The sequence below is a fragment of the Paraburkholderia sp. genome, assembly GCF_050742655.1.
In the GTDB taxonomy this organism is placed as follows: domain Bacteria; phylum Pseudomonadota; class Gammaproteobacteria; order Burkholderiales; family Burkholderiaceae; genus Paraburkholderia.
On sequence record NZ_JBOIGG010000005.1, the window covers coordinates 282,384 to 303,515 of the forward strand.

Below are 21,132 nucleotides of genomic sequence, written 5' to 3' on the forward strand. Positions count from 1 at the left end.
CCTCGATTGGAAACCCGAAACCGGATCGGTGCGATGGAGCGCGGAGGCCAACGCAAACTCGGCCCGACATGCCATTCTAGTCGCCCGAAGCAGGCGTCGTCGCTGGATTGCGCAACGCGTCGGCGGGCTGCTTCGTCGCTTGTGATTTGCGTGAAAGGGTACGATGCGGCGGCGTTGCGGCACAATACGCAAAAATACATAAGCAATTGCCATTGCCCGTCGCGCCATGCCCGCCCTCGACTACCAGACTGCCTTCCACCTCGCGCCGATCGGGCTCGTGCTGTCGCGCGAACGGATCATCGAGGACTGCAACGACCAGCTCGCCGCGATCTTCGGCCGCACGCGCGCGTCGCTGCTCGGGCAGTCGTTCCAGGTGCTGTACCCGTCGTCCGACGAATTCGACCGGATCGGCGCGCGCATCACGCCGATCATGACCGCGCAGGGTAGCTACGCGGACGACCGCATCATGAAGCGCGCAAACGGCGAACTGTTCTGGTGCCACGTGACGGGACGCTCGCTGAACCGCCGCGACCCACATGCGGCCGGCGTCTGGACGTTCGAGGATCTAAGCGCGACACGGCGTGTCGCGGTGGAGTTGACGCCGCGCGAACGTGAGATCGCCGCGCAGCTGGTGACGGGAAAAACGAGCAAGCAGATCGGCCGGGCGCTCGACATCAGTTCGCGCACGGTCGATGTCTATCGCGCGCGGCTGATGCGCAAATACGATACGGGGAACGCGACCGAACTACTGCAGCGGCTGCTCGGCGATTGACACGGCGGAGGCATCCCGCGCGACGATTCAGACGGCCTTAACGAGCGTGGCGTTCTCGATCGTCGTGCGCAGCAAATCGGGAATTGGCGCCGACTTGCCGGCCGCATAGTCGATCCACACGCAGCGCGCGGCGCCGCGTGCGTAGACGGTATCCGGATCGTCGGCACGGGTCAGCTCGAAGCCGGTATCGAAGCTGCTGCGGCCCGGTTTGCCGACGCTCATCCGGCCGACCACGTCGCCGGGATAGTGCAACTGCTTCAGAAACTCCATCGACGCGTTGACGATCACCGGCCCCTGCCCTTCGCCGTTGCCGCCAGCGATGCCGAGCCGTTCGAACCACGAGATCCGCACCTGCTCCATGTAGCGGAAATAGACCGTGTTGTTGACGTGGCCAAACGCGTCCATGTCGCCCCAGCGGATCGGCATCGACATCTCGAAAACTGCGTGGTAATCGCTCATCGTACTCATTGCACTTCTTCTTACTCGTTGAAACAGCAGTGTTACAGGCCCGTCAGGCCAGACCGAAACCGTCGTCGGCGGCAATGATCGAGCCGTTGATGAACTGCGACTCGTCGGCGGCGAGCAGCAGCAGCAGGCCATCGAGATCTTCCGGTTTGCCGACCCGGTGACGCGGCAGTATCGACATCAGCTTCTGTCCCTGCTCGGTCGACCAGTGATGGTGATTGATCTCGGTATCGATATAGCCCGGGCAGATCGCGTTCACGTTGATGCCGTGCCGGCCCCACTCCTGCGCCATCGCTTTCGTCATATGGACGACAGCCGCCTTGCTCATCGAATACAGCCCGATCTGCGGCAGCACGCGCAGCCCGGCCATCGACGCGATGTTGATGATCCGGTACGCCGGCTTCTGGCCGCCGTTGTTGCTGCGCATGATCATCCGTTTCGCGACTTCCTGCGCGACGAAGAAAGCGCCGCGCGTGTTCGTGTCGAACACGTATTCGAAATCCGCGGGTGTGACGTCGCACAGCTTCTGCGTGGTCGACACGCCGGAGTTGTTCACGAGGATATCGATCGTGCCCGCTTCCGTTTCCGCATGCGCGACGGCCGACTTGATGCTCTGATAGTCGGTGACGTCGAGCGATACGACGTGTGCCGCGCCGCCGGACGCCTCGATTTCGGCGCGCAGCTCCTTCAGACGTTCGGTACGTCGGCTCGCCAGCACGACCTTCGCGCCCGCTTGCGACAGCACCTGCGCAAAGCGCTTGCCGAGACCGCTCGACGCGCCCGTAATCAGCGCGACCTTGCCTTCCAGATTGATCGAACGGCCCATTGTCGTTCCCTTTTCGTTGATGGTAGCGGGTACGGAGCCGCCACAAAGCGCTTCGACTTCGCGCGGCAATACCGTATCACATAAATGGAACGATCGTGCTAATCGTTGCTCATCGGGTTGCGGCTCAGGTATCGTTCGCTGACAATACGAACCCGAAAAAAGCATTCTAACGGTAAGAGGAGCACCGATGACCCCCACCAGTCTCATTGAGCAGTACGGCCCGCGCGAATCGATGGAATACGACGTCGTAATCGTCGGCGGCGGCCCGGCTGGTCTGTCTGCGGCGATCCGGCTGAAGCAGCGGGCGCAGGAGCAAGGCGTCGAGATCGGGGTCTGCGTGCTCGAGAAGGGCTCGGAAATCGGGGCGCACATCCTGTCGGGCGCCGTGATGGACCCGCGTGCGCTCACCGAACTGATTCCAGACTGGAAAGAAAAGGGCGCGCCGCTCGACGTCGAAGTGACCGAGGACCGCTTCCTGTTCCTGTCCGAAACCGGCGCGAAGACCGTGCCGAACTGGGCGCTGCCGGACAACTTCAAGAACCACGGCAACTACGTAATCAGCCTCGCGAACGTAACGCGCTGGCTGGGCCAGCAGGCCGAAGCGCTCGGCGTCGAGATATTTCCGGGCTTCCCCGCCGCCGAAGTGCTGTACAACGACGACGGCTCGGTCAAAGGCGTCGCCACCGGCAACATGGGTATCGGCAAGAACGGTGAGCCGACCGAAAACTTCCAGCTCGGCATGGAGTTGCACGCGAAGTACACGCTCTTCTGCGAAGGCGCGCGTGGCCATCTCGGCCGCCAGCTGTCCGAGCGCTTCAAGCTGCGCGATGGCGTCGACCCGCAGTCGTACGGCATCGGCATCAAGGAACTGTGGGAGATCGATCCCGCGAAGCACAAGCCGGGACTCGTGATCCACTCGGCCGGCTGGCCGCTCGAGAACGACACGTACGGCGGCTCGTTCCTCTATCACCTCGACAACAACCAGGTGATGGTCGGCTTCATCGTCGGGCTGGGGTACACGAATCCGTATCTGTCGCCGTTCGAGGAATTCCAGCGCTACAAGACGCATCCGGCGATCCGCGCGTTTCTCGAGGGCGGCAAGCGCGTGTCGTACGGCGCGCGGGCGATCACCGCGGGCGGTCTGCTGTCGCTGCCGAAGCTGGTGTTTCCAGGCGGCGCGCTGGTCGGCGACGACGCGGGCTTCCTGAACGCCGCGCGGATCAAGGGCAGCCACGCGGCGATCAAGACCGGCATGCTCGCCGCCGACGCCGCGTTCGACGCGGTGCAGGCCGGCCGCCAGTCGGACGAACTGGTCGCGTTCCCCGAAACGTTCAAGACATCGTGGCTCCATACCGAGCTGAATCGCGCGCGCAATTTCAAGCAGTGGATGAGCAAGGGCCTGTACCTCGGCACGCTGATGGTCGGTATCGAGCAGAAGGTGCTCGGTGGCAACGTGCCGTGGACACTGCATCACCAGCATTGGGATCACGAGATGCTGAAGCCGGCATCGCAGAGCAAGCCGATCGAGTACCCGAAGCCGGACGGCAAGCTGACGTTCGACCGGCTGTCGTCGGTGTTCATCTCGAACACGAATCACGAGGAGAACCAGCCGGCCCACCTGACGCTAAAGGACCCGAGCGTGCCGGTGGACGTCAACCTGCGCACCTATGCGGGACCGGAAAGCCGCTACTGCCCTGCGGCAGTCTACGAGTTCGTGAAGAACGACGACGGCAGCGAACGCCTCGTCATCAACGCGCAGAACTGCGTGCACTGCAAGACCTGCGACATCAAGGACCCGACGCAGAACATCGTGTGGGTCACGCCGGAAGGCGGCGGCGGTCCGAATTATCCGAATATGTGACGGGGCGTCATTCAGTGCCGTCCGCATGAAAAAAACGCCGCTTGATTGCGGCGTTTCTCATTGGGCGGCTTTGTGGCCGCTCAGGGTGCGCTCGCCGCGATCTTCGGCGTCGCGACCGTCACATCGCCGCACTGCGCGCGATGCCGCAGCGCGTGATCGATCAGCACCAGCGCCAGCATCGCTTCGGCGATCGGCGTCGCGCGGATGCCGACGCACGGATCGTGGCGTCCGAACGTTTCGACGACGACCGGCTGACCGTTCCGGTCGATCGAGCGACGCGGCGTGCGGATGCTCGACGTCGGCTTGATCGCAATCGACACCGTGATGTCCTGCCCCGTCGAAATGCCGCCGAGCACGCCGCCCGCGTGATTGCCGACGAAGCCCTCGGGCGTCAGTTCATCGCCGTGTACGGAGCCGCGCTGCGCGATGCTCGCGAAGCCCGCGCCGATCTCGACGCCCTTCACCGCGTTGATGCCCATCATCGCGTGCGCGATGTCAGCGTCGAGCCGATCGAACAGCGGCTCGCCGAGCCCGACCGGCACACCCGACGCGACCGTGTTGATGCGCGCGCCGATCGAATCGCCGTCTTTGCGCAGCGTGTCCATGTACGCCTCGAGCTGCGGCACGATGTCCGCGTTCGGTGCGAAGAACGGGTTCTCGCCGACGTGCGACCAGTCGACGAACGGCACGTCGATCTCGCCGAGCGCAGCCATGTACGCGCGAATCTCGGTGCCGAACTGTTCGCGCAGCCACTTCTTCGCGACAGCGCCGGCCGCGACGGTCGATGCTGTCAGACGCGCCGACGAACGGCCGCCGCCGCGATAGTCGCGGATGCCGTACTTCTGCCAGTAGGTGTAGTCGGCGTGACCGGGACGGAACGTGTCGGCGATGTTGCCGTAGTCCTTGCTGCGCTGGTCGGTGTTGCGGATCAGGAGCGTGATCGGCGCGCCAGTGGTGCGACCTTCGAACACGCCCGACAGGATCTCGACCTTGTCCTCTTCCTTGCGCTGCGTCACGTGGCGCGACGTGCCCGGCTTGCGGCGATCGAGTTCGAGCTGGATGTCCGCTTCGGACAGCGTCATGCCGGGCGGACAGCCGTCGATCACGCAGCCGATCGCCGGTCCGTGCGACTCGCCGAAACTCGTGACGGTGAAGAGCGTACCGAGGGTATTGCCGGACATGAGAGAGAGTCCAAAGAAATGCGGGGAAGGCGATATTATGCCAGCCCACCTGTCGCAGAGGCGGCCGGCATGTCGAGCGGTGGGCTCGCGTGGCGTTACGCGGGCGGCGCAGCGGCAGGTACGACGCGCCAGTTAAGCGTGCGTTATTTCCGCGCGCCCCGCAACTCGCCGACGATCTCCTGCAGACGTTCCGGCGTCGCTTCCTCCGGACTCAACGGCTCGCCGACCGCCAGCGTAAGCCGGCTCATCACGCCCTTGTGCATCGGCCGCGGCACACGGGCATCGGTATTGCGCGAAAAATAGCTGCCCCACAGCCCGCGCAGCGCCATCGGCACGACCGGCACCGGCGAGCGGCGGATGATCTCGGTCACACCGTGACGGAACGGGTTCATGTCGCCGGTCTTCGTCAGCTTGCCTTCGGGGAAGATGCACACCAGATCGCCGTCGGCGAGCGCCTGCGCGCAGCGTTCGTAAGCGCGCGTGAGCAGCGCTTCGTCTTCGTGCGCGGGGGCGATCGGAATCGCCTTCGCATGACGGAACACCCAGCCCGCGAACGGTGAACGGAAAATCCGGTGGTCCATCACGAAGCGGATCGGCCGCGGGCTCTCGGCCATGATGACGATCGCGTCGACATAGCTGACGTGATTGCAGACCAGCACCGCCCCGCCCTCTTCCGGAATCCGCTCCGCGTGCACGAGGCGGATGCGGTAGAACGTGTGCACCAGCACCCACGCGACGAAGCGCAGCAGAAACTCCGGCACGAGCGAATAGATATACGTCGCGACGACGATGTTCAGCAGCGCGGTGGCGAGGAAGATGCCAGGAATGCCGACACCGAGCGACGTCAGCCCGACCGCCATCAGCGACGACACGATCATGAACAGCGAATTGAGGATATTGTTCGCGGCGATGATCCGCGCGCGATGCGTCGGCTGGCTGCGGCTCTGGATCAGCGCGTACAGCGGCACGCTGTAGAGGCCACCGAACATCGCGAGCAGCAGCAAGTCGGCGAGCACGCGCCAGTGCGCGGGTACCGCGAGAAACTCACCGACCGTGAGGAGATGCGGCGCGGCTGGCAGCGCGTGGCTCGCGAAGAAGAGATCGATCGCGAACACGCTCATGCCGATCGAACCGAGCGGCACCAGGCCGACTTCGATGCGATGCTTCGACAGCCGTTCGCACATCAGCGAACCCGCGCCGATGCCGATCGAGAACGTGGCGAGCAGCACGGTCACGACGTCCGGATTCGCCGACAGCACCTCCTTCGCGAAACGAAAGAAAGACGACAGGAACGTCGCGCCGACGAACCACAGCCACGAGATGCCGAGCAGGCTCAGGAACACCGTGCGGTCTTCGCGCGCGAGTTTCAGGTTGCGCCACGTCTCGCTGACCGGATTCCAGTTGATACGCAGATCTGGCTGCGGAGCCGGCGTCGTCGGCACGAGGATTGACACCGCGCGCCCCACGAGCGCAATCACCACGCACATCCCCGCGAGTATCCCGGCGCCGTGCTCGACGAACCCCGCGGCCGCGCCGCCCGCGATCGTGCCGATCAGGATCGCGACGAACGTGCCCATCTCGATCATGCCGTTGCCGCCGACCAGTTCCGCCTTCGACAGATGCTGCGGCAGGTACGAATATTTGACCGGGCCGAAGAGCGTCGAATGGACGCCCATCAGGAACGTGCAGAGATAAAGCAGCGACGCGTTGTGAAACCAGAAGCCCGCGCCACCGATCAGCATCACGCCGATCTCGAAGGTCTTCACGAAACGCGTGAGCGTGGCCTTGTCGTATTTGTCGGCGATCTGGCCGGACGTGGCGGAGAACAGCACGAACGGCAGGATGAAGATCGCTGAGATCAGGAACGCGGCCGTTTTCGGATCGACGCCAGAAAAGCGCGCGGCCTGATACGTGACGAGCGACGTGAAGCCGATCTTGAACACGTTGTCGTTCATCGCGCCGAGGAACTGCGTCCAGAAGAACGGCGCGAAGCGGCCCTCGCGCAGCAGGCGGAACTGGGATTCCTGCGCGTGATCGCCGCGGGCGGCACGGCGGGCAGCGGGTATCGGAGATGAAGGAGGTGACGGACGGTCGCTCATGGATGTCGGAGTTGCGGCAACGCACGTGTGAAAATGGATGCGCTCGCGGATGCGTTCGGAGCGGGAAAGCGCGCCGCACACTCCAGCGGACGCCCACAAAAAAAGCGCGCGCTTTCGCGCACGCCCTGGTATCGCCCGGATTGCTTGAATTGCTCGACCGAGCGACGGCGACAGCGACCGGACGGCCGCGGCATCGCGGCGCCTCGCGAGGCTAGCGCGCCTGCTGCGGCTCCTGCTCTTCCGGCCAGTCGCGGATATAGGCTTTCAGCATGCGGTTCTCGAAGCCCTGTTCCTCGACGACCGCCTTCGCGACGTCGTAGAACGAGATCACGCCCATCAGCGCGCGGCTTTCGAGCACCGGCAGATAGCGCACATGATGTTCGAGCATCATGCGGCGTACTTCGTTGACGTCGGTTTCCGGCGTGCAGGTGATCGGATGATCGTCCATCACCTTGCGGATCGTCGACGAACCGACGCTGCCGCCGTTCGTGCGCAGCGTCAGGATGATTTCGCGGAACGTCAGCATGCCGACCAGATCGCCGTATTCCATCACGACGAGCGAACCGATGTCGTGCTCCGCCATCGCGTTGACTGCGTCGTGCAACGACGTATCGGGCGTGACCGTAAAAAGGGTGTTGCCCTTGACCTTGAGAATGTCGCTGACTCGCATGATTTGTCTCCTATCGATCAGAGCTGGCGATTCAGCGCTTACTCTGGTCCCATGCAAAGATAGTTGCGGATGGTGCCGGTATTGCATAACTGAGGCATGACTGACTTTCGATGCTAGCGGAAAGGCCCGCAAAAGGAAAGCATGCGGAAAGCGCACCGGCGCCTGCCGGAAGCCCGTCCGGCAACGGGCCGGCGGCGCAGCCCGTAGGGAAGCCGCGCCCGGAAGACCTCCCGAAGCGCCCCAAAAAGCGCCGCCCGCGCGCAGGCCGGATGATACGATGGCCGGCACCTTCACCTCTCGCGCACGCCGCTCGCGGCTGCGCCGCCCAGCATGTCCGCCAACCGTTTCGACACGCTCGCGCTGCACGCCGGCGCGGCGCCCGACCCCGCCACCGGCGCACGCGCGACGCCAATCTACCAGACGACGTCGTTCTCGTTCCGCGACACCGACCACGCGGCGGCGCTGTTCAACATGGAGCGCGCGGGCCACGTCTATTCGCGTATTTCCAACCCCACCGTGGCCGTCTTCGAGGAGCGCGTCGCCGCCCTCGAGAACGGCGCGGGCGCGATCGGCACCGCGAGCGGCCAGGCCGCGCTGCATCTCGCGATCGCCACGCTGATGGGCGCGGGCTCGCACATTGTCGCATCGGGCGCGCTGTACGGCGGCTCGCACAACCTGCTCCACTACACGCTGCGCCGCTTCGGGATCGAGACGACCTTCGTGCGGCCCGGCGATCTCGCCGGCTGGCGCGCCGCGCTGCGGCCAAACACACGGCTGCTGTTCGGCGAAACGCTCGGCAACCCGGGCCTCGACGTGCTCGACATCGCCGCGGTCGCGCAGATCGCGCACGAACACCGCGTGCCGCTGCTGGTCGATTCGACGTTCACGACGCCGTACCTGCTGCAGCCGTTCGCGCACGGCGCCGATTTCGTCTATCACTCCGCGACCAAATTCCTCGGCGGCCACGGCACCACGATCGGCGGCGTGCTGGTGGACGGCGGCACGTTCGACTTCGTCGCGTCCGGCCGCTTCCCCGAATTCACCGAGCCTTACGACGGCTTTCACGGCATGGTCTTCGCCGAGGAAAGCACCGTCGCGCCGTTCCTGCTGCGCGCCCGACGCGAAGGGCTACGTGACTTCGGCGCGTGTCTGCATCCGCAGGCCGCGTGGCAACTGCTGCAGGGCATCGAGACGCTGCCGCTGCGGATGGAACGCCACGTTGCCAATACGCGGAAAGTGGTCGAGTTTCTCGCAGCGCACGCGGCGGTCGAATCGGTGGCTTACCCCGAGCTTGCATCGCACCCGGACCACGCGCTCGCGAAGCGCCTGCTGCCGCGCGGCGCGGGCGCGGTGTTCAGCTTCAACCTGCGCGGCGACCGCGCGGCCGGGCGACGCTTTATCGAAAGCCTGTCGCTGTTCTCGCATCTGGCGAACGTCGGCGATGCGCGCTCGCTCGTCATTCACCCCGCCTCGACCACGCACTTCCGCATGGACGCCGCCGCGCTCGCGGCCGCCGGCATCGCGGAAGGCACGATCCGGCTGTCGATCGGCCTCGAGGATCCCGACGACCTGATCGACGACCTGAAGCGCGCGCTCAAAGCCGCACAGAAAGCCGCCGCGCCCAAGGAGTCCGCATGATCGTCGACATCCACGGCACGCCGGCCTATGTCTACACCGGTGGTAAACCGTTCGACCCGGCGCTGCCGTGCGCCGTGTTCCTGCACGGCGCGGAACACGACCACAGCGTGTGGGCGCTGCAAACCCGCTACTTCGCGCATCACGGCTTCGGCGTGCTCGCGCCCGACCTCCCGGGCCACCATCGCAGCGCCGGCCCGGCGCTGACCAGCATCGCCGCGATGGCCGACTGGCTCGCGGCATTGCTCGACGCCGTGAACGTGCCGCGCGTGTTCGTCGCGGGACACAGCATGGGCTCGCTCGTCGCGCTCGATTTCGCCGCCCGCTACCCCGACCGCGCGACCCGCCTCGCGCTGCTCGCCACCGCCGTGCCGATGACCGTTTCGTCCACGCTGCTCGACGCGGCACGCGACCGCGAACCCGATGCGATCGAGATGGTGAACCAGTGGTCGCACTCGACGATCGCGGCCAAGCCGTCGAGCCCCGGTCCCGGCTTCTGGTTGCACGGCATGAACCAGCGTCTGATGGAGCGTGTGTCCGCGACCGGCGAAGCGCGTCTGTTCCATACCGATTTCACAGCCTGCAACGACTATGCGGACGGCATCGCCCGCGCGACGCAGGTTCGGTGCCCGGTGCGGTTCGTCATCGGGCGGCGCGATGCGATGACGCCGCCACGCGCGGCCCGCGCGCTGGCCGACGCGCTCACCGCTGCGGGCGTCGTAGTGGACACCGTCACGCTCGACGCCGGTCACGCGCTGATGACCGAACAGCCGGACGCGACGCTCGACGCGCTGTTCACGTTCGCATCGGGAACCGCCGAGCTCAACACCACGGTATCAAGGTAACCCTGCCTGGGGCCGTGCGCCATCGGCCGAACGGCCTGGTTGCGCGGCGCGGGCGATCGCAGCACAATGGTCTGGCAGCAGAAACGGAACAGGGGGCCACCATGGGCCAAACCACACATACCGACCACTTCGCGAGTTTCGCGGAGTTTTATCCGTTCTATCTCGACGAGCATCGCAACCGGACATCGCGGCGGCTGCATTTCATCGGGTCACTGGGCGTGATCGGCTGCCTCGCGATGGCGCTCGCCACTGGCGACTGGCTATGGCTGCCGGTCGCGGTCGTGTGCGGCTACGGCTTCGCGTGGGTCGGCCACTTTTTCTTCGAGAAAAACCGGCCAGCCACGTTCCGTCACCCGATCTACAGCCTGATGGGCGACTGGGTGATGTTCAAGGACATCTGCATCGGCAAGATTTCGCTTTAGTTCAGGCGCGCGACGGACAACGAACGGCGGACGCGTTCGAGCCGCGTTTCACGGGGTGGCCCGCTGCCTTCGGCGTCGCCACACAACAACACCCCACACGATACGGAATCACGCCGCCTGATGCGGCATCGCCGACGCGCGGTGCCCATCCTCCGCCGCCCGTGCGCGCGCCGCGGCGCGCGCGGCCAGCAGCGTCGCGAGCGACACACTGAGCTTGTCGTTATCGAGCGCACCGAGCAGCGTCGCGCCGTCGACCCGCGTCGAATCGAGATGGAGCTGATATTCCAGCTCCGCGCGATCGATCACGAACAGGCTGAACAGCCGCTCGACCGTCACCTGTGCAGGATTCGCGAGCAGCAGGAAACACGGCTGCGCGCTGTTCTCCTCGATCTGCCCCACCCATTCGATCTCCTCCAGTTCCTGCAGCAGCCGCGACGTCGTGTCGAGGTCGCGGCGCAGCATCCGCGCGAGCCGCTGCACGGGGTAGCCCCGCCTGCCCGCGTCGCGCGCTTCGGCGAGCCGCGCGAGCAGTTCGAGCGCGTCGAACAGATCGCTGCCGGGAAACTGCGGCCGGTGGAACTGTCCGGTGCGGATCGCCGGGAGCGCGGACGCGATCATGGCGCCGGCCAGCGTGATGAACCAGGTCAGGTACATCCAAAGCAGGAACATCGGCACGACGGCGAACGCGCCGTACACGGCCGTGTAGGTCGGAATGCGGCGGATGTAATAGCCGAAGCCGCGCTTCGCCATTTCGAATGCGATCGCCGCGCAGATTCCGCCGACCACCGCATCGCGCCACTCGACACGACAGTTCGGCAGATACACGTAGAGCATCGTGAACGCGAGAATAGTCAGCGGCAGCGTGGCGCCGGTCAGCGCCCACTCGATCACCGGCGTGATGCGCTGCGCGGCGTGGAAGGTCATCGACTGCGTGAACAGATACGACGACATCGACAGGCTCACGCCGATCAGGATCGGCCCGAGCGTCAGGATCGCCCAGTAAACGAGCACGCGCTGCGCGAACGGCCGCGCCTTGCGCACACGCCAGATCACGTTGAACGCGGACTCGACGGTCATCATCGTCATCACCGACGTGACCACCAGCACGATCATCCCGAGTGTGGTGAGGCTCTTCGCCTTCGCCGCGAACTGGTTCAGATAGCGGAAGATCTGGCTGTTGAACTGCGCGGGCATCAGGTGATCGGCCAGAAAGCCCTGCAGCGACGCCTGGAACGACGAGAAAATCGGAAACGCGGTGAACAGCGCGAACGCGACCGTCGCCAGCGGTACGAGCGACAGCATCGTGGTGAACGTCAGACTGCCCGCCACCTGGGGAATGCGATCTTCGCCGCTGCGCTGCGCGGCGAAATGCGCGAGACGCTTGAGCATGTCGAGATCGATACGCACTCTGGACAACGACAAAACCTTCCTCCTTCCTTACTGTGAAGTGCGCGTCAACCTGCACGCCGCATCGGCCGCGCAGCCTTGCTCCAGGCCCTGCACGAAGCCTAACCCCTATAATAACCGCTCACCGACAAGGCCTATGAAAGACATCCTCGTGCTCTACTACAGCCGCTACGGCGCCACCCGCGAACTCGCGCTCGCGATCGCGCAGGGCGTCGACAGCGTGGCTGGCATGCAGGCGCGCGTTCGTACGGTACCGCCCGTTTCGACGGTCTGCGAAGCCACCCAGCCGGACATCCCCGACGAGGGACCACCGTACGTCGAACTGCGCGACCTCGAAGAATGCGCGGGCCTCGCACTCGGCTCGCCGACCCGCTTCGGCAACATGGCCGCACCGCTCAAATATTTCCTCGACGGCACGACACCGCAATGGCTGTCCGGCGCACTCGCCGGCAAACCCGCGTGCGTATTCACGTCGACGGGCAGTCTGCACGGCGGCCAGGAATCGACGCTGCTGTCGATGATGCTGCCGCTGCTGCATCACGGGATGCTGATCGTCGGCCTGCCGTACACCGAGAGCGCGCTCACCGCGACGCTGACCGGCGGCACGCCGTACGGCGCGTCGCACTTCGCGCGCGCCGCGTCCTCGCAACAAGGCCTGTCCGCCGACGAAAAAACGCTCGCCGTCGCGCTCGGCACACGCATCGCGCGCACGGCCGCTGCACTGGGCGAGCAGCCATGAACGCGCCGCGCGCGTCGGCTCCCGCGAGCGTGCCGTCCTCCGTGCCGGTCGCCGGCAATCGTAGCGTTGCCACGGTCGCATCCATCGCGCTGCTCGCCCTGATCGCACTGTGCATCGCGTGGGAATGGCGGCTCGCGCCGCTGCGTCCGGGCGGTTCGCTGCTCGTGCTGAAGGCGGTACCGCTGCTGTGCGCGCTCAATGGCGTGCTGCGACGCCGGCTGTACACGCTGCAATGGGCATCGATGCTCGTGCTGCTGTATCTCGCCGAAGGCATCGTGCGCGGCATGTCGGACCCGGGTTTCAGCGCGACCCTCGGCTGGATCGAGGTGGCGCTCGCCTTCGTCTTCTTCGTCGCGGCGCTCGCCTACGTCGCGCCGTTCAAGCGTGCCGCGAAACGCGCGCGTCAACATCAACTCTCACGCCCGTGAGTAAAACACGCCGCGTGCTCCGCTTCGAATTTCTTCCACGATCATGACCGACACTGCCGCTTCTACTTCCGTTCAGTCCTTCGTCGATGCGTGCCGCGATGCGATCGGCGCGGCGCATGTGCTGACCGATCCGCACGACACCGAGCCGTTCCTCACCGACTGGCGACGCCGCTACATCGGCGCGGCGTGCGCGGTGCTGAACCCGTCGACCGCCGAACAGGTCGCGGCGCTCGTGAAGCTCGCCGTCGAGCACCGCGTCTCGCTCGTGCCGCAAGGGGGTAATACGGGCCTCGCCGGCGGCGCCACGCCGGACGCGACCGGCCATCAGGCGGTACTAAGCCTGCGCCGGCTGAACCGCGTACGCGACATCGATCCGCACAACAACACGATCACCGTCGAGGCAGGCGTCGTGCTCGCCGACGTGCAGACACGCGCGGAAGAAGCGGGACGCCTGTTTCCGCTGAGCCTCGCCGCGGAAGGCAGCTGCACGATCGGCGGCAATCTCGCGACGAACGCCGGCGGTACCGGCGTACTGCGCTACGGCAACACGCGCGAGCTGTGTCTGGGGCTCGAAGTCGTGACACCGCAGGGCGAACTGTGGGACGGTCTGCGCGGCCTGCGCAAGGACAACACCGGCTACGACCTGCGCGACCTGTTCATCGGCGCGGAAGGGACGCTCGGCATCATCACGGCCGCGGTGATGAAACTGCATCCGCTGCCGGCCGCGCGCGTGACGGCGCTCGCCGCGCTCGCGTCGCCGCACGCCGCGCTCGATTTCCTCGCGCTCGCGCAACGGATGACCGGCCCCATGCTCACGGGCTTCGAGCTGATGTCGGATTTCTGTCTGCGGCTCGTCGGCCAGCATTTCCCGCAGATGCGCTATCCGTTCGCGGAAACGCATCCGCAGATCGTGCTGCTCGAACTGTCCGACAGCGAAAGCGAAGCGCACGCGCGCACGCTGTTCGAGCAGTTGATGGAAGCGGCGCTCGAAGCCGGTATCGTCGACGATGCGGTGGTCGCCGAAAGCCTCGCGCAATCGCAGGCGTTCTGGGATCTGCGCGAGCACATTCCGCTCGCGCAGGCGGAAGAAGGGCTGAACATCAAGCACGATATCGCGGTGCCGATTTCGCGAATCGGTCATTTCATCGACGAGACCGACGTCGCGATCGCGCAGGCGGTGCCGGACGCGCGGATGGTCACGTTCGGGCACCTCGGCGACGGTAACCTGCACTACAACGTGCAGGCCCCCGAGGGCGTCGATACGAAACGCTTTCTCGCCGAATGGCAGGATCCGATCAACCGGATCGTCTATGACAGCGCGCACCGGCATCGCGGCAGCATCAGTGCCGAGCATGGCCTCGGCCAGTTGAAGGTCGACGAAGCGGCGCACTATAAGTCGGAGGTCGAGGTGCGGTTGATGCGCGCGGTGAAGCAGGCGCTCGATCCGCTCGGGCTGATGAATCCGGGCAAGGTGCTACGCTAGACGCCTCTCCCCCGCACCCAGGTTTTCCGCGTTAGCAGGAGCCGTCTCCGTGAAAATTCGCGTGCTGTCCGATCTGCATCTCGAGGCCGACGAACCCGAAGCGATTCCGCATGCGGGCGCCGATCTGGTCGTGCTCGCCGGCGACATCCACAATCATGCGGCCGGCCTGCGCTGGGCCGCGGAAATGTTCGACGGCAGCGTGCCCGTCGTCTACGTGCCGGGCAATCACGAGTACTACGACGGCGAGTTCGGCGCGCTCGAGCTGGCGATGCACGACGCGGCCGCATCGGTCGACAACGTGCACTTCCTGAACAACGCAACGCTCGTCGATCCGGACGGCCACTGGCGCGTGCTCGGCACGACGCTGTGGACCGACTTCGCGCTATATGGTGCCGACGACGACACACGCGCCGAATCGATCGCGGCGGCGGAAAAAGCGATGCTGGATTTTCGTGGACTGATTCAGGTGACGTGGCCCGACCCGGCCGACCGCCCTGCTGGACTACCGGTAACGCAAGCCGCCCGCGACTTCACGCCCGCAGACAGCCTCGCGCTGCACGTACGCGCCCGCGCATGGCTCGCGGCGGAACTGGCAAAACCGTTCGCGGGAAAGACGGTGGTAGTCACGCATCACGCGCCGCACCGGCTGAGTCTTGCCGAGCGCTATGCGGACGACCGGGTGTCGGCGGGCTTCGTCAGCGATCTACCGGACCTGGTACGTGCGCCCGTCGCGCTGTGGATACACGGCCACACGCACACCGCGTTCGACTACACGCTGAACGGCACGCGCGTGGTGTGCAACCCGCGCGGTTATATCGACCGACGCACCGGCCGGCTCGAGAACCCCGACTTCACGTGGGACCGGATCGTCGAATTGTGACGCTCCGGTAACGACGCTGGAATCAGTGGCTTAGCGGCGGCCCGCGTCGCGCGACGGCATGTCGCGGCGCACCCGCACCGGAACCAGTTGCGGCGTGCCACGCAGACGGCGCAGCAGGTCGCGCGACGCGGCAACGCCGATCAGTGCGAGCATGACGGCAACGCCAATCATCAGGTTCGTGTCCATGAGTCCCCCTTCGTTTCGGTATTTCGGTATGGAAAGCTGCGTCTGGTAATGCGTGAAACGGCCAGCGCATGACCACACGTTAGCAGGCCAATTCGCGCGAAAGAGTAAGGAAGTGTTGCACCGCACCGCCTGTCTGTAACACCTGCGCTCACGTGCGCGCGAACCGTCTCAGTTCGTCGTGGTCCGCGGCGAACGTCGCGGGCAGCTCGTCGCGCAGGAACTCGACCCACGTGCGGATCTTCGCATCCAGATACTGGCGCGACGGATACAGCGCGTACAGGTTCATGTCCTGCGACGTGTACGCCGGCAGCACCCACACGAGGTCGCCGCTGCGCAGCCCGGCGATCGCCGAATAGAGCGGAATCAATCCGATGCCCATCCCCTCGCGCACCGCCACCACCAACGCCTCGGCGAAGTTGACCTGGAACGTCGACTGACCGAGCACGACGGTCTGCTGGCCGTCGGGGCCGTCGAAGGTCCATTCGTCGGTGGGAAATACCGGCGTCACCATCCGGAGGCAGACGTGATCCTTCAGATCGGCGGGCGCCTGCGGCACGCCGTAGCGCTCGAGATAGCCCGGCGACGCGCACGCGATGCTGAACGCGGCACCGAGCCGCTGCGACACGAGCCCTGAATCGGGCAGACCAGTCGCGAGCGTGAGCGACACGTCGAAGCCTTCGTCGAGCAGATCGGGCATGCGCTGCGCGAGCGTCAGTTCGACCTGCACGTCCGGATAGCGCTGCTGGTAGCGCCCGACCGCCGGAACGACATAGTGCTGGCCGAAACTCGTCATCGAGTGGACCTTCAGCTTGCCGGACGGCCGCGCGTGCGCGTCGCTCGCCTCGGCTTCGGCCTGATCGACGTACGCGAGGATCTGCTCGCAGCGCTGCAGGTAACGCTCGCCCGCTTCGGTCAGCGCGATGCGGCGCGTCGTGCGGTTCAGCAGACGGGTGCGCAGATGCGCCTCGAGATCGGATACCGCCCGCGACGCGTAGGCGGTCGTCGCATTGAGGTGCTGCGCGGCACCGGTGAAACTGCCCGCTTCTACGACGCGGACAAATACGCGCATATTTTGAAGCGTATCCATATCGGTTCCTTGCTGGGACGCGTCGATTGTTACATGAATTGCTAAAGCGATTATCTCAAGAGCGGTAAGAATCCTTCGCATTTTTACGGGTTATTCGCCAATCCTCCGGAAAATATAATGACCCACAGGGTTCTATCGCATTCAGGGAGGAAATCGTGCAGTGTCCGGTACCAAAAGGGATCGCCGCAGCCGCGGTTCTTACGATCTCGTTGATAATCGCTGGTTGTGCCAGTACCGGGGGCGTTGCACCTCAAACAAACGCGATGGACCCGTCGTCGCTCGACGCCGGCGCCGCCATCCGCGCGGCCGACGCCGACGCGCACTGGCCCGCCGCCGACTGGTGGCGCGCCTACGGCGACCCGCAGTTGAACACGTGGATCGAGTCGGCCGAAGCCGGCAGTCCGACGCTCGCGGTCGCGCAGGCGCGTGTGCGCGAAGCGCAGTCGATGGCGAGTGTCGCCGCCTCCGCACTCGCGCCGCAGCTCAACGGCAATCTGTCGATCCAGCGCCAGCACTGGCCAGACAACGTCTACTACGGTCCGGGCCCGCTCTCGAACGCGAACACCTGGAACAACACCGGCACGCTCGGCCTGTCGTATCACCTCGACCTGTGGGGCCGCGACCGCAATGCGGCCGAACGCGCACTCGATCTCGCACATGTGCGTGCCGCCGATGCGCGCGCCGCGCAGCTCGAACTCGAGGCGAACGTCGTGCGCGCGTACATCGACATGTCGATGAACTACGCGCTGCTCGACATCGCGAAGGGAACGCGCGACCAGCAGCAGCAGATTCTCACGCTCGCGCAGCGGCGCCTGAAGGGCGGCCTCGGCACGCAGCTCGAAGTGAGCCAAGCCGAAACGCCGCTGCCCGATTACGAACGCCAGATCGACTCGCTCGACGAAGCGATCGCGCTGAACCGCAACGAGCTTGCCGCGCTCGCCGGCAAGGGCCCGGGCGCCGGCGACACGCTCACCCGCCCGCAGCTCGCGCTGACCACGCCGGCCGGCCTGCCGTCGGTGCTGCCCGCCGATCTGATTGGCCACCGGCCCGACGTCGTCGCGGCCCGCTGGAGCGTCGCCGCGCAGGCGCGTGGCATCGACGTCGCGAAGGCCGATTTCTATCCGGACGTCGACCTGCTCGGCTCGCTCGGCGGCTTCGCGGCGGCCGGCCCGCTGTTCCAGTTCCTGCGTTCGGCGAACGGCGGCTGGACCGCCGGCCCCGCGCTGTCGCTGCCGATCTTCGACGGCGGACGGCTGCGCGCGCAGCTGGGCGTTGCATCGGCGGGTTACGACGAAGCGGTCGGCAACTACGACCAGACGATCGTCGGCGCGCTGAAGGAGATCGCGGACCAGGTCGTGCGGATGCGCTCGCTCGCGACCCAGGCGAAGGACGCACAACGTTCCGTCGACGTCGCGCAGCGCAATTACGCGCTGTCGCGCGAAGGCTACCGGCGCGGCCTGACCGACTACCTGAACGTGCTGGTCGCGCAAAACCAGTTGCTGCACGCGCAGGAAGGCGTCGCGCGGATCGACGCAGAACGGCTCAGCGCGCACGCGACGCTCGTCGCCGCGCTGGGCGGCGGGCTCGCCGATCCCACGGACGGCCCGGCCGCGGCCGACACGCTGCCTGCGCATGGCAAGAATCAGCGCAAAGATCAACGCAAGAGCCAGGACAGCGTCACCACCACTGCTGGCCAGTCGGTCCAGTAAGCGGAGCCGCTCATGTCCACCACACCCTCTTCCACTCCGCGCACCATGCCGCTCGCCGCGCTCTTCGCGGCGGCCGCCGACTGGGCCCGCACCGACGGTCGCGCGTGGATCTACATGGCGAAGGCAATCGCCGCGTCACTGCTCGCGCTCGGTATCGCGATGAAGCTCGACCTGCCGCAGCCACGCACCGCGATGACCACCGTGTTCATCGTGATGCAGCCGCAAAGCGGGATGGTGTTCGCGAAAAGCTTCTACCGGATCTGCGGAACGCTCGTCGGGCTCGTCGTCATGCTTGCGCTGATCGGCCTGTTCGCGCAGCAGCCGGAACTGTTCATCGTCACGACGGCGATCTGGGTCGGCATCTGCACCGCGGGCGCCGCGCGCAACCGCAACTTCCGCTCGTACGGCTTCGTGCTCGCGGGCTACACGGCCGCACTGATCGGCTTCCCGGCGTCGCAGAATCCGGACGGCGCGTTCCTGTCCGCGCTCACGCGGGTCACCGAGGTCGTGGTGGGGATCCTCTGCGCGGGTGCCGTCAGCGGGCTGGTGTTGCCCGAGCATGCGGGCGAGCAGATGCGCACGACGATCCGCGCGCGCTTCTCGTCGTTCGTCGACTACGTGTCCGCGTCGCTGTCGGGACGGGCCGATCGCGCACAGATCGAGGCGACCAACGCGCGCTTCGTCGCCGACATCGTCGGCTTCGAGGCGACCCGCAGCGTCGCGGTGTTCGAAAGCCCCGACTCACGGATGCGCAGCGGCCGCCTCGCGCGACTGAACAGCGAGTTCATGACTGCGTCGACGCGCTTTCACGCGTTGCACCAACTGATGAACCGGTTGCACGACAGCGGCTCGACCGTCACGGTCGGCGTGATCGAACCGTACTTCAAGGAAATTTCGCCGCTGCTGTACAAGTCGGGCGAACCGGTACTGACCGCAGCCGACGCCGCACACGCGACGCGCCAGCTCGAAGCGTACAAGGCGGACTTGCCGAAGCGCGTGCGCGCGACGCGCACCGAACTCGAAAAGCGTGCCGACGTGCCGTTGCTCGACTTCGACACCGCGGCCGAACTGCTGTACCGCTTCGTCGACGATCTGCATGCATACGCGGCGACGTATGCGTCGCTCGCAGTCGACACGCACGAACGCGAACGCTGGATCGAGCGCTACGAGCCGAAGACCAACCCGATCGCCGCAGGCGTCGCCGGCGTGCGCGCCGCGATCGTGATGATGGTGCTCGGCGCGTTCTGGATCGCGACCGCATGGCCGAGCGGTTCGACGCTCGTGCTGAACGCCGCCGCGGTGTGTGCGCTCGCGTCGTCGTCGCCGTACCCGACGCGCACCGCGTTCCAGATGGCGGGTGGTACCGTGCTGGCTGCGCTGATGGGGCTCGTGACCGTGTTCGGCGTCTATCCGCACATCGACGGCTTTCCGCTGCTGTGCGCCGCGCTCACGCCGTTCCTGCTGCTCGGCGTCTTCTTGACGACACGGCCGAAGCTCGCCGGCTACGGCGTCGGCTACTGCATCTACTTCTGCTTTCTCGCCGGCCCCGATCTCGTGATCCACTACGAGCCGACCGCCTTCCTGAACGACGCGCTCGCGCTCGTGCTGTCGATGCTGGTGTCGGTGCTCGCGTTCGCCGTGCTGCTGCCGCCGTCGACGCCATGGCTGCGAAACCGCCTCTTCGCTGACCTGCGCGGTCAGGTCGTGTTCGCGTGCCGTGCGCGGCTCAAGGGTCTGCGCACACGCTTCGAGAGCGGGGCACGCGACCTGATGTTCCAGATCAACGCGCTCGCCGAAGGCGAACCGGAACTGCGGCGCGACACGTTGCGCTGGCTGTTCGCGGTGCTCGAAGCCGGCAACGCGGTGATCGATCTGCGGGGCGAGATCGACGGGCTGCCGGCCGACGCGCGCTACGCGGAGACGATGCCGTGGCGCGTCGCGATCCGCACGATGCGCCAGCGGCTCGTCGCGCTCTACGACAACCCGCGAGCGGATCGCCTCGACGCAGCGCTCGCCGCGACCGCCGATGCAATCGCCGCCGTGCAGCAACTGCTCGTCGCCTTCACGCCGCCGCGCGACGAACGCCATCGGCTGCAACGCATTCTGAGTCACCTGCATTTCATCCGTACCGCGCTGCTCGACCCGCAGTCGCCGCTTGCCGAACTGGTCGGCAGCGCAGGCGATTCGAGCGGTACGGACGACGCCACCCGTGAAGGAGTCCGCCATGCCCCGTGAGATTGCCGTCTTCGACGCGTACGTGCCGGCCGTCGTGCTGCTGTTCATCGCCGGCGCGGCGGTGACCTGGCTGCTCGACCGGCTGATCGCCGTGACGGGCGTCTACCGTATCGTCTGGCACCCCTCCCTGTTCCGGGCGAGCCTGCTCGTCTGTGTGTGCGGCCTCCTTGGCCTCGCCGTCTATCGTTGATCAGAGTCGAAT

Annotated in this window: 20 protein-coding genes; 12 read left to right on the plus strand and 8 right to left on the minus strand. The window is 66.0% G+C overall.

Translation table 11 applies throughout. The features are described from left to right. Positions 1-226 precede the first annotated feature (226 nt). Complete coding sequence (locus ACREXZ_RS10160; RefSeq protein ID WP_431763917.1) at positions 227-772, plus strand: LuxR C-terminal-related transcriptional regulator; 546 nt, start codon at positions 227-229, stop codon at positions 770-772. A 27-nt stretch (positions 773-799) separates the two neighbouring features. Here ACREXZ_RS10160 and ACREXZ_RS10165 read toward each other — a convergent pair whose 3' ends face one another. Together ACREXZ_RS10165 and ACREXZ_RS10170 are read right to left on the minus strand one after the other, a co-directional pair. Beyond that, entirely contained in the window at positions 800-1,231 is a 432-nt protein-coding gene (locus ACREXZ_RS10165) for an acyl-CoA thioesterase (protein WP_431763973.1), read from the minus strand. A 52-nt stretch (positions 1,232-1,283) separates the two neighbouring features. Then, entirely contained in the window at positions 1,284-2,063 is a 780-nt protein-coding gene (locus tag ACREXZ_RS10170) for an SDR family oxidoreductase (protein WP_431763918.1), read from the minus strand. Between the two features lie 187 nt (positions 2,064-2,250). Here ACREXZ_RS10170 and ACREXZ_RS10175 point away from each other — a divergent pair, with 187 nt between their 5' ends. Next, positions 2,251-3,924 (plus strand): 4Fe-4S dicluster domain-containing protein, encoded by a 1,674-nt coding sequence (locus ACREXZ_RS10175; RefSeq protein ID WP_431763919.1) that lies wholly within the window; start codon positions 2,251-2,253, stop codon positions 3,922-3,924. 80 nt (positions 3,925-4,004) lie between these two features. Here the strand turns inward: ACREXZ_RS10175 and aroC are convergent, their stop codons facing one another. The 3 genes from aroC to ACREXZ_RS10190 form a co-directional block, all read right to left on the minus strand. Next, entirely contained in the window at positions 4,005-5,105 is a 1,101-nt protein-coding gene (gene aroC / locus ACREXZ_RS10180; RefSeq protein WP_431763920.1) for a chorismate synthase, read from the minus strand. Between the two features lie 143 nt (positions 5,106-5,248). Continuing rightward, positions 5,249-7,204, minus strand: a complete 1,956-nt coding sequence (locus tag ACREXZ_RS10185; protein ID WP_431763921.1) for an MFS transporter — start codon at positions 7,202-7,204, stop codon at positions 5,249-5,251. 211 nt (positions 7,205-7,415) lie between these two features. After that, positions 7,416-7,874, minus strand: a complete 459-nt coding sequence (locus ACREXZ_RS10190; protein ID WP_431763922.1) for a CBS domain-containing protein — start codon at positions 7,872-7,874, stop codon at positions 7,416-7,418. A 330-nt stretch (positions 7,875-8,204) separates the two neighbouring features. Here ACREXZ_RS10190 and ACREXZ_RS10195 point away from each other — a divergent pair, with 330 nt between their 5' ends. From ACREXZ_RS10195 to ACREXZ_RS10205, 3 genes are all read left to right on the plus strand, one after another. Continuing rightward, a complete protein-coding gene (locus ACREXZ_RS10195; protein ID WP_431763923.1) occupies positions 8,205-9,512 on the plus strand; it encodes an O-acetylhomoserine aminocarboxypropyltransferase in 1,308 nt (435 codons plus the stop codon). Then, positions 9,509-10,354, plus strand: a complete 846-nt coding sequence (locus tag ACREXZ_RS10200) for an alpha/beta fold hydrolase (protein ID WP_431763924.1) — start codon at positions 9,509-9,511, stop codon at positions 10,352-10,354. Before ACREXZ_RS10195 ends, ACREXZ_RS10200 begins: the two co-directional genes overlap by 4 nt. A gap of 101 nt (positions 10,355-10,455) precedes the next feature. Further along, on the plus strand, positions 10,456-10,776 hold the full coding sequence (locus ACREXZ_RS10205; RefSeq protein WP_431763925.1) for an Mpo1-like protein: 321 nt from the start codon (positions 10,456-10,458) through the stop codon (positions 10,774-10,776). A 108-nt stretch (positions 10,777-10,884) separates the two neighbouring features. Here the strand turns inward: ACREXZ_RS10205 and ACREXZ_RS10210 are convergent, their stop codons facing one another. Continuing rightward, positions 10,885-12,165: a YihY family inner membrane protein gene (locus ACREXZ_RS10210; RefSeq protein ID WP_431763974.1), complete on the minus strand. Its 1,281-nt coding sequence runs from the start codon at positions 12,163-12,165 to the stop codon at positions 10,885-10,887. 154 nt (positions 12,166-12,319) lie between these two features. On the opposite strand from ACREXZ_RS10210, the gene wrbA reads away from it, so the two are divergent. Genes wrbA through ACREXZ_RS10230 form a run of 4 tightly spaced genes read left to right on the plus strand, consistent with a single transcriptional unit; the run spans position 12,320 to position 15,713 of the window. Next, positions 12,320-12,922 carry an NAD(P)H:quinone oxidoreductase gene (gene wrbA / locus ACREXZ_RS10215; protein ID WP_431763926.1) on the plus strand — a complete coding sequence of 201 codons (603 nt, stop codon included), beginning with the start codon at positions 12,320-12,322 and terminating at the stop codon, positions 12,920-12,922. Continuing rightward, complete coding sequence (locus ACREXZ_RS10220) at positions 12,919-13,350, plus strand: DUF2069 domain-containing protein (RefSeq protein ID WP_431763927.1); 432 nt, start codon at positions 12,919-12,921, stop codon at positions 13,348-13,350. Before wrbA ends, ACREXZ_RS10220 begins: the two co-directional genes overlap by 4 nt. A 43-nt stretch (positions 13,351-13,393) precedes the next feature. Beyond that, on the plus strand, positions 13,394-14,833 hold the full coding sequence (locus ACREXZ_RS10225) for an FAD-binding oxidoreductase (protein WP_431763928.1): 1,440 nt from the start codon (positions 13,394-13,396) through the stop codon (positions 14,831-14,833). A gap of 49 nt (positions 14,834-14,882) precedes the next feature. After that, entirely contained in the window at positions 14,883-15,713 is an 831-nt protein-coding gene (locus ACREXZ_RS10230) for a metallophosphoesterase (RefSeq protein ID WP_431763929.1), read from the plus strand. A gap of 30 nt (positions 15,714-15,743) precedes the next feature. Here ACREXZ_RS10230 and ACREXZ_RS10235 read toward each other — a convergent pair whose 3' ends face one another. After that, complete coding sequence (locus ACREXZ_RS10235; protein WP_431763930.1) at positions 15,744-15,899, minus strand: hypothetical protein; 156 nt, start codon at positions 15,897-15,899, stop codon at positions 15,744-15,746. A gap of 148 nt (positions 15,900-16,047) precedes the next feature. Further along, the gene (locus ACREXZ_RS10240) at positions 16,048-16,986 is read right to left on the minus strand and encodes a LysR family transcriptional regulator (RefSeq protein WP_431763931.1); all 939 of its coding nucleotides are present in this window, start codon (positions 16,984-16,986) and stop codon (positions 16,048-16,050) included. Between the two features lie 155 nt (positions 16,987-17,141). Here ACREXZ_RS10240 and ACREXZ_RS10245 point away from each other — a divergent pair, with 155 nt between their 5' ends. Genes ACREXZ_RS10245 through ACREXZ_RS10255 form a run of 3 tightly spaced genes read left to right on the plus strand, consistent with a single transcriptional unit; the run spans position 17,142 to position 21,120 of the window. Next, complete coding sequence (locus ACREXZ_RS10245; protein ID WP_431763932.1) at positions 17,142-18,695, plus strand: efflux transporter outer membrane subunit; 1,554 nt, start codon at positions 17,142-17,144, stop codon at positions 18,693-18,695. 12 nt (positions 18,696-18,707) lie between these two features. Next, positions 18,708-20,930, plus strand: a complete 2,223-nt coding sequence (locus ACREXZ_RS10250) for an FUSC family protein (RefSeq protein ID WP_431763933.1) — start codon at positions 18,708-18,710, stop codon at positions 20,928-20,930. Then, positions 20,920-21,120: a DUF1656 domain-containing protein gene (locus tag ACREXZ_RS10255; RefSeq protein ID WP_431763934.1), complete on the plus strand. Its 201-nt coding sequence runs from the start codon at positions 20,920-20,922 to the stop codon at positions 21,118-21,120. The genes ACREXZ_RS10250 and ACREXZ_RS10255 overlap by 11 nt, the downstream gene beginning before the upstream one ends. The last annotated feature ends 12 nt before the right edge of the window (positions 21,121-21,132 follow it).

Coding starts and splice junctions, on each gene's coding strand:
- ACREXZ_RS10160 (WP_431763917.1), top strand. CDS start 227: ATGCCCGCCCTCGACTACCAGACTGCCTTCCACCTCGCGCCGATCGGG.
- ACREXZ_RS10165 (WP_431763973.1), bottom strand. CDS start 1,231: ATGAGCGATTACCACGCAGTTTTCGAGATGTCGATGCCGATCCGCTGG.
- ACREXZ_RS10170 (WP_431763918.1), bottom strand. CDS start 2,063: ATGGGCCGTTCGATCAATCTGGAAGGCAAGGTCGCGCTGATTACGGGC.
- ACREXZ_RS10175 (WP_431763919.1), top strand. CDS start 2,251: ATGACCCCCACCAGTCTCATTGAGCAGTACGGCCCGCGCGAATCGATG.
- aroC (WP_431763920.1), bottom strand. CDS start 5,105: ATGTCCGGCAATACCCTCGGTACGCTCTTCACCGTCACGAGTTTCGGC.
- ACREXZ_RS10185 (WP_431763921.1), bottom strand. CDS start 7,204: ATGAGCGACCGTCCGTCACCTCCTTCATCTCCGATACCCGCTGCCCGC.
- ACREXZ_RS10190 (WP_431763922.1), bottom strand. CDS start 7,874: ATGCGAGTCAGCGACATTCTCAAGGTCAAGGGCAACACCCTTTTTACG.
- ACREXZ_RS10195 (WP_431763923.1), top strand. CDS start 8,205: ATGTCCGCCAACCGTTTCGACACGCTCGCGCTGCACGCCGGCGCGGCG.
- ACREXZ_RS10200 (WP_431763924.1), top strand. CDS start 9,509: ATGATCGTCGACATCCACGGCACGCCGGCCTATGTCTACACCGGTGGT.
- ACREXZ_RS10205 (WP_431763925.1), top strand. CDS start 10,456: ATGGGCCAAACCACACATACCGACCACTTCGCGAGTTTCGCGGAGTTT.
- ACREXZ_RS10210 (WP_431763974.1), bottom strand. CDS start 12,165: ATGCTCAAGCGTCTCGCGCATTTCGCCGCGCAGCGCAGCGGCGAAGAT.
- wrbA (WP_431763926.1), top strand. CDS start 12,320: ATGAAAGACATCCTCGTGCTCTACTACAGCCGCTACGGCGCCACCCGC.
- ACREXZ_RS10220 (WP_431763927.1), top strand. CDS start 12,919: ATGAACGCGCCGCGCGCGTCGGCTCCCGCGAGCGTGCCGTCCTCCGTG.
- ACREXZ_RS10225 (WP_431763928.1), top strand. CDS start 13,394: ATGACCGACACTGCCGCTTCTACTTCCGTTCAGTCCTTCGTCGATGCG.
- ACREXZ_RS10235 (WP_431763930.1), bottom strand. CDS start 15,899: ATGGACACGAACCTGATGATTGGCGTTGCCGTCATGCTCGCACTGATC.
- ACREXZ_RS10240 (WP_431763931.1), bottom strand. CDS start 16,986: ATGGATACGCTTCAAAATATGCGCGTATTTGTCCGCGTCGTAGAAGCG.
- ACREXZ_RS10250 (WP_431763933.1), top strand. CDS start 18,708: ATGTCCACCACACCCTCTTCCACTCCGCGCACCATGCCGCTCGCCGCG.
- ACREXZ_RS10255 (WP_431763934.1), top strand. CDS start 20,920: ATGCCCCGTGAGATTGCCGTCTTCGACGCGTACGTGCCGGCCGTCGTG.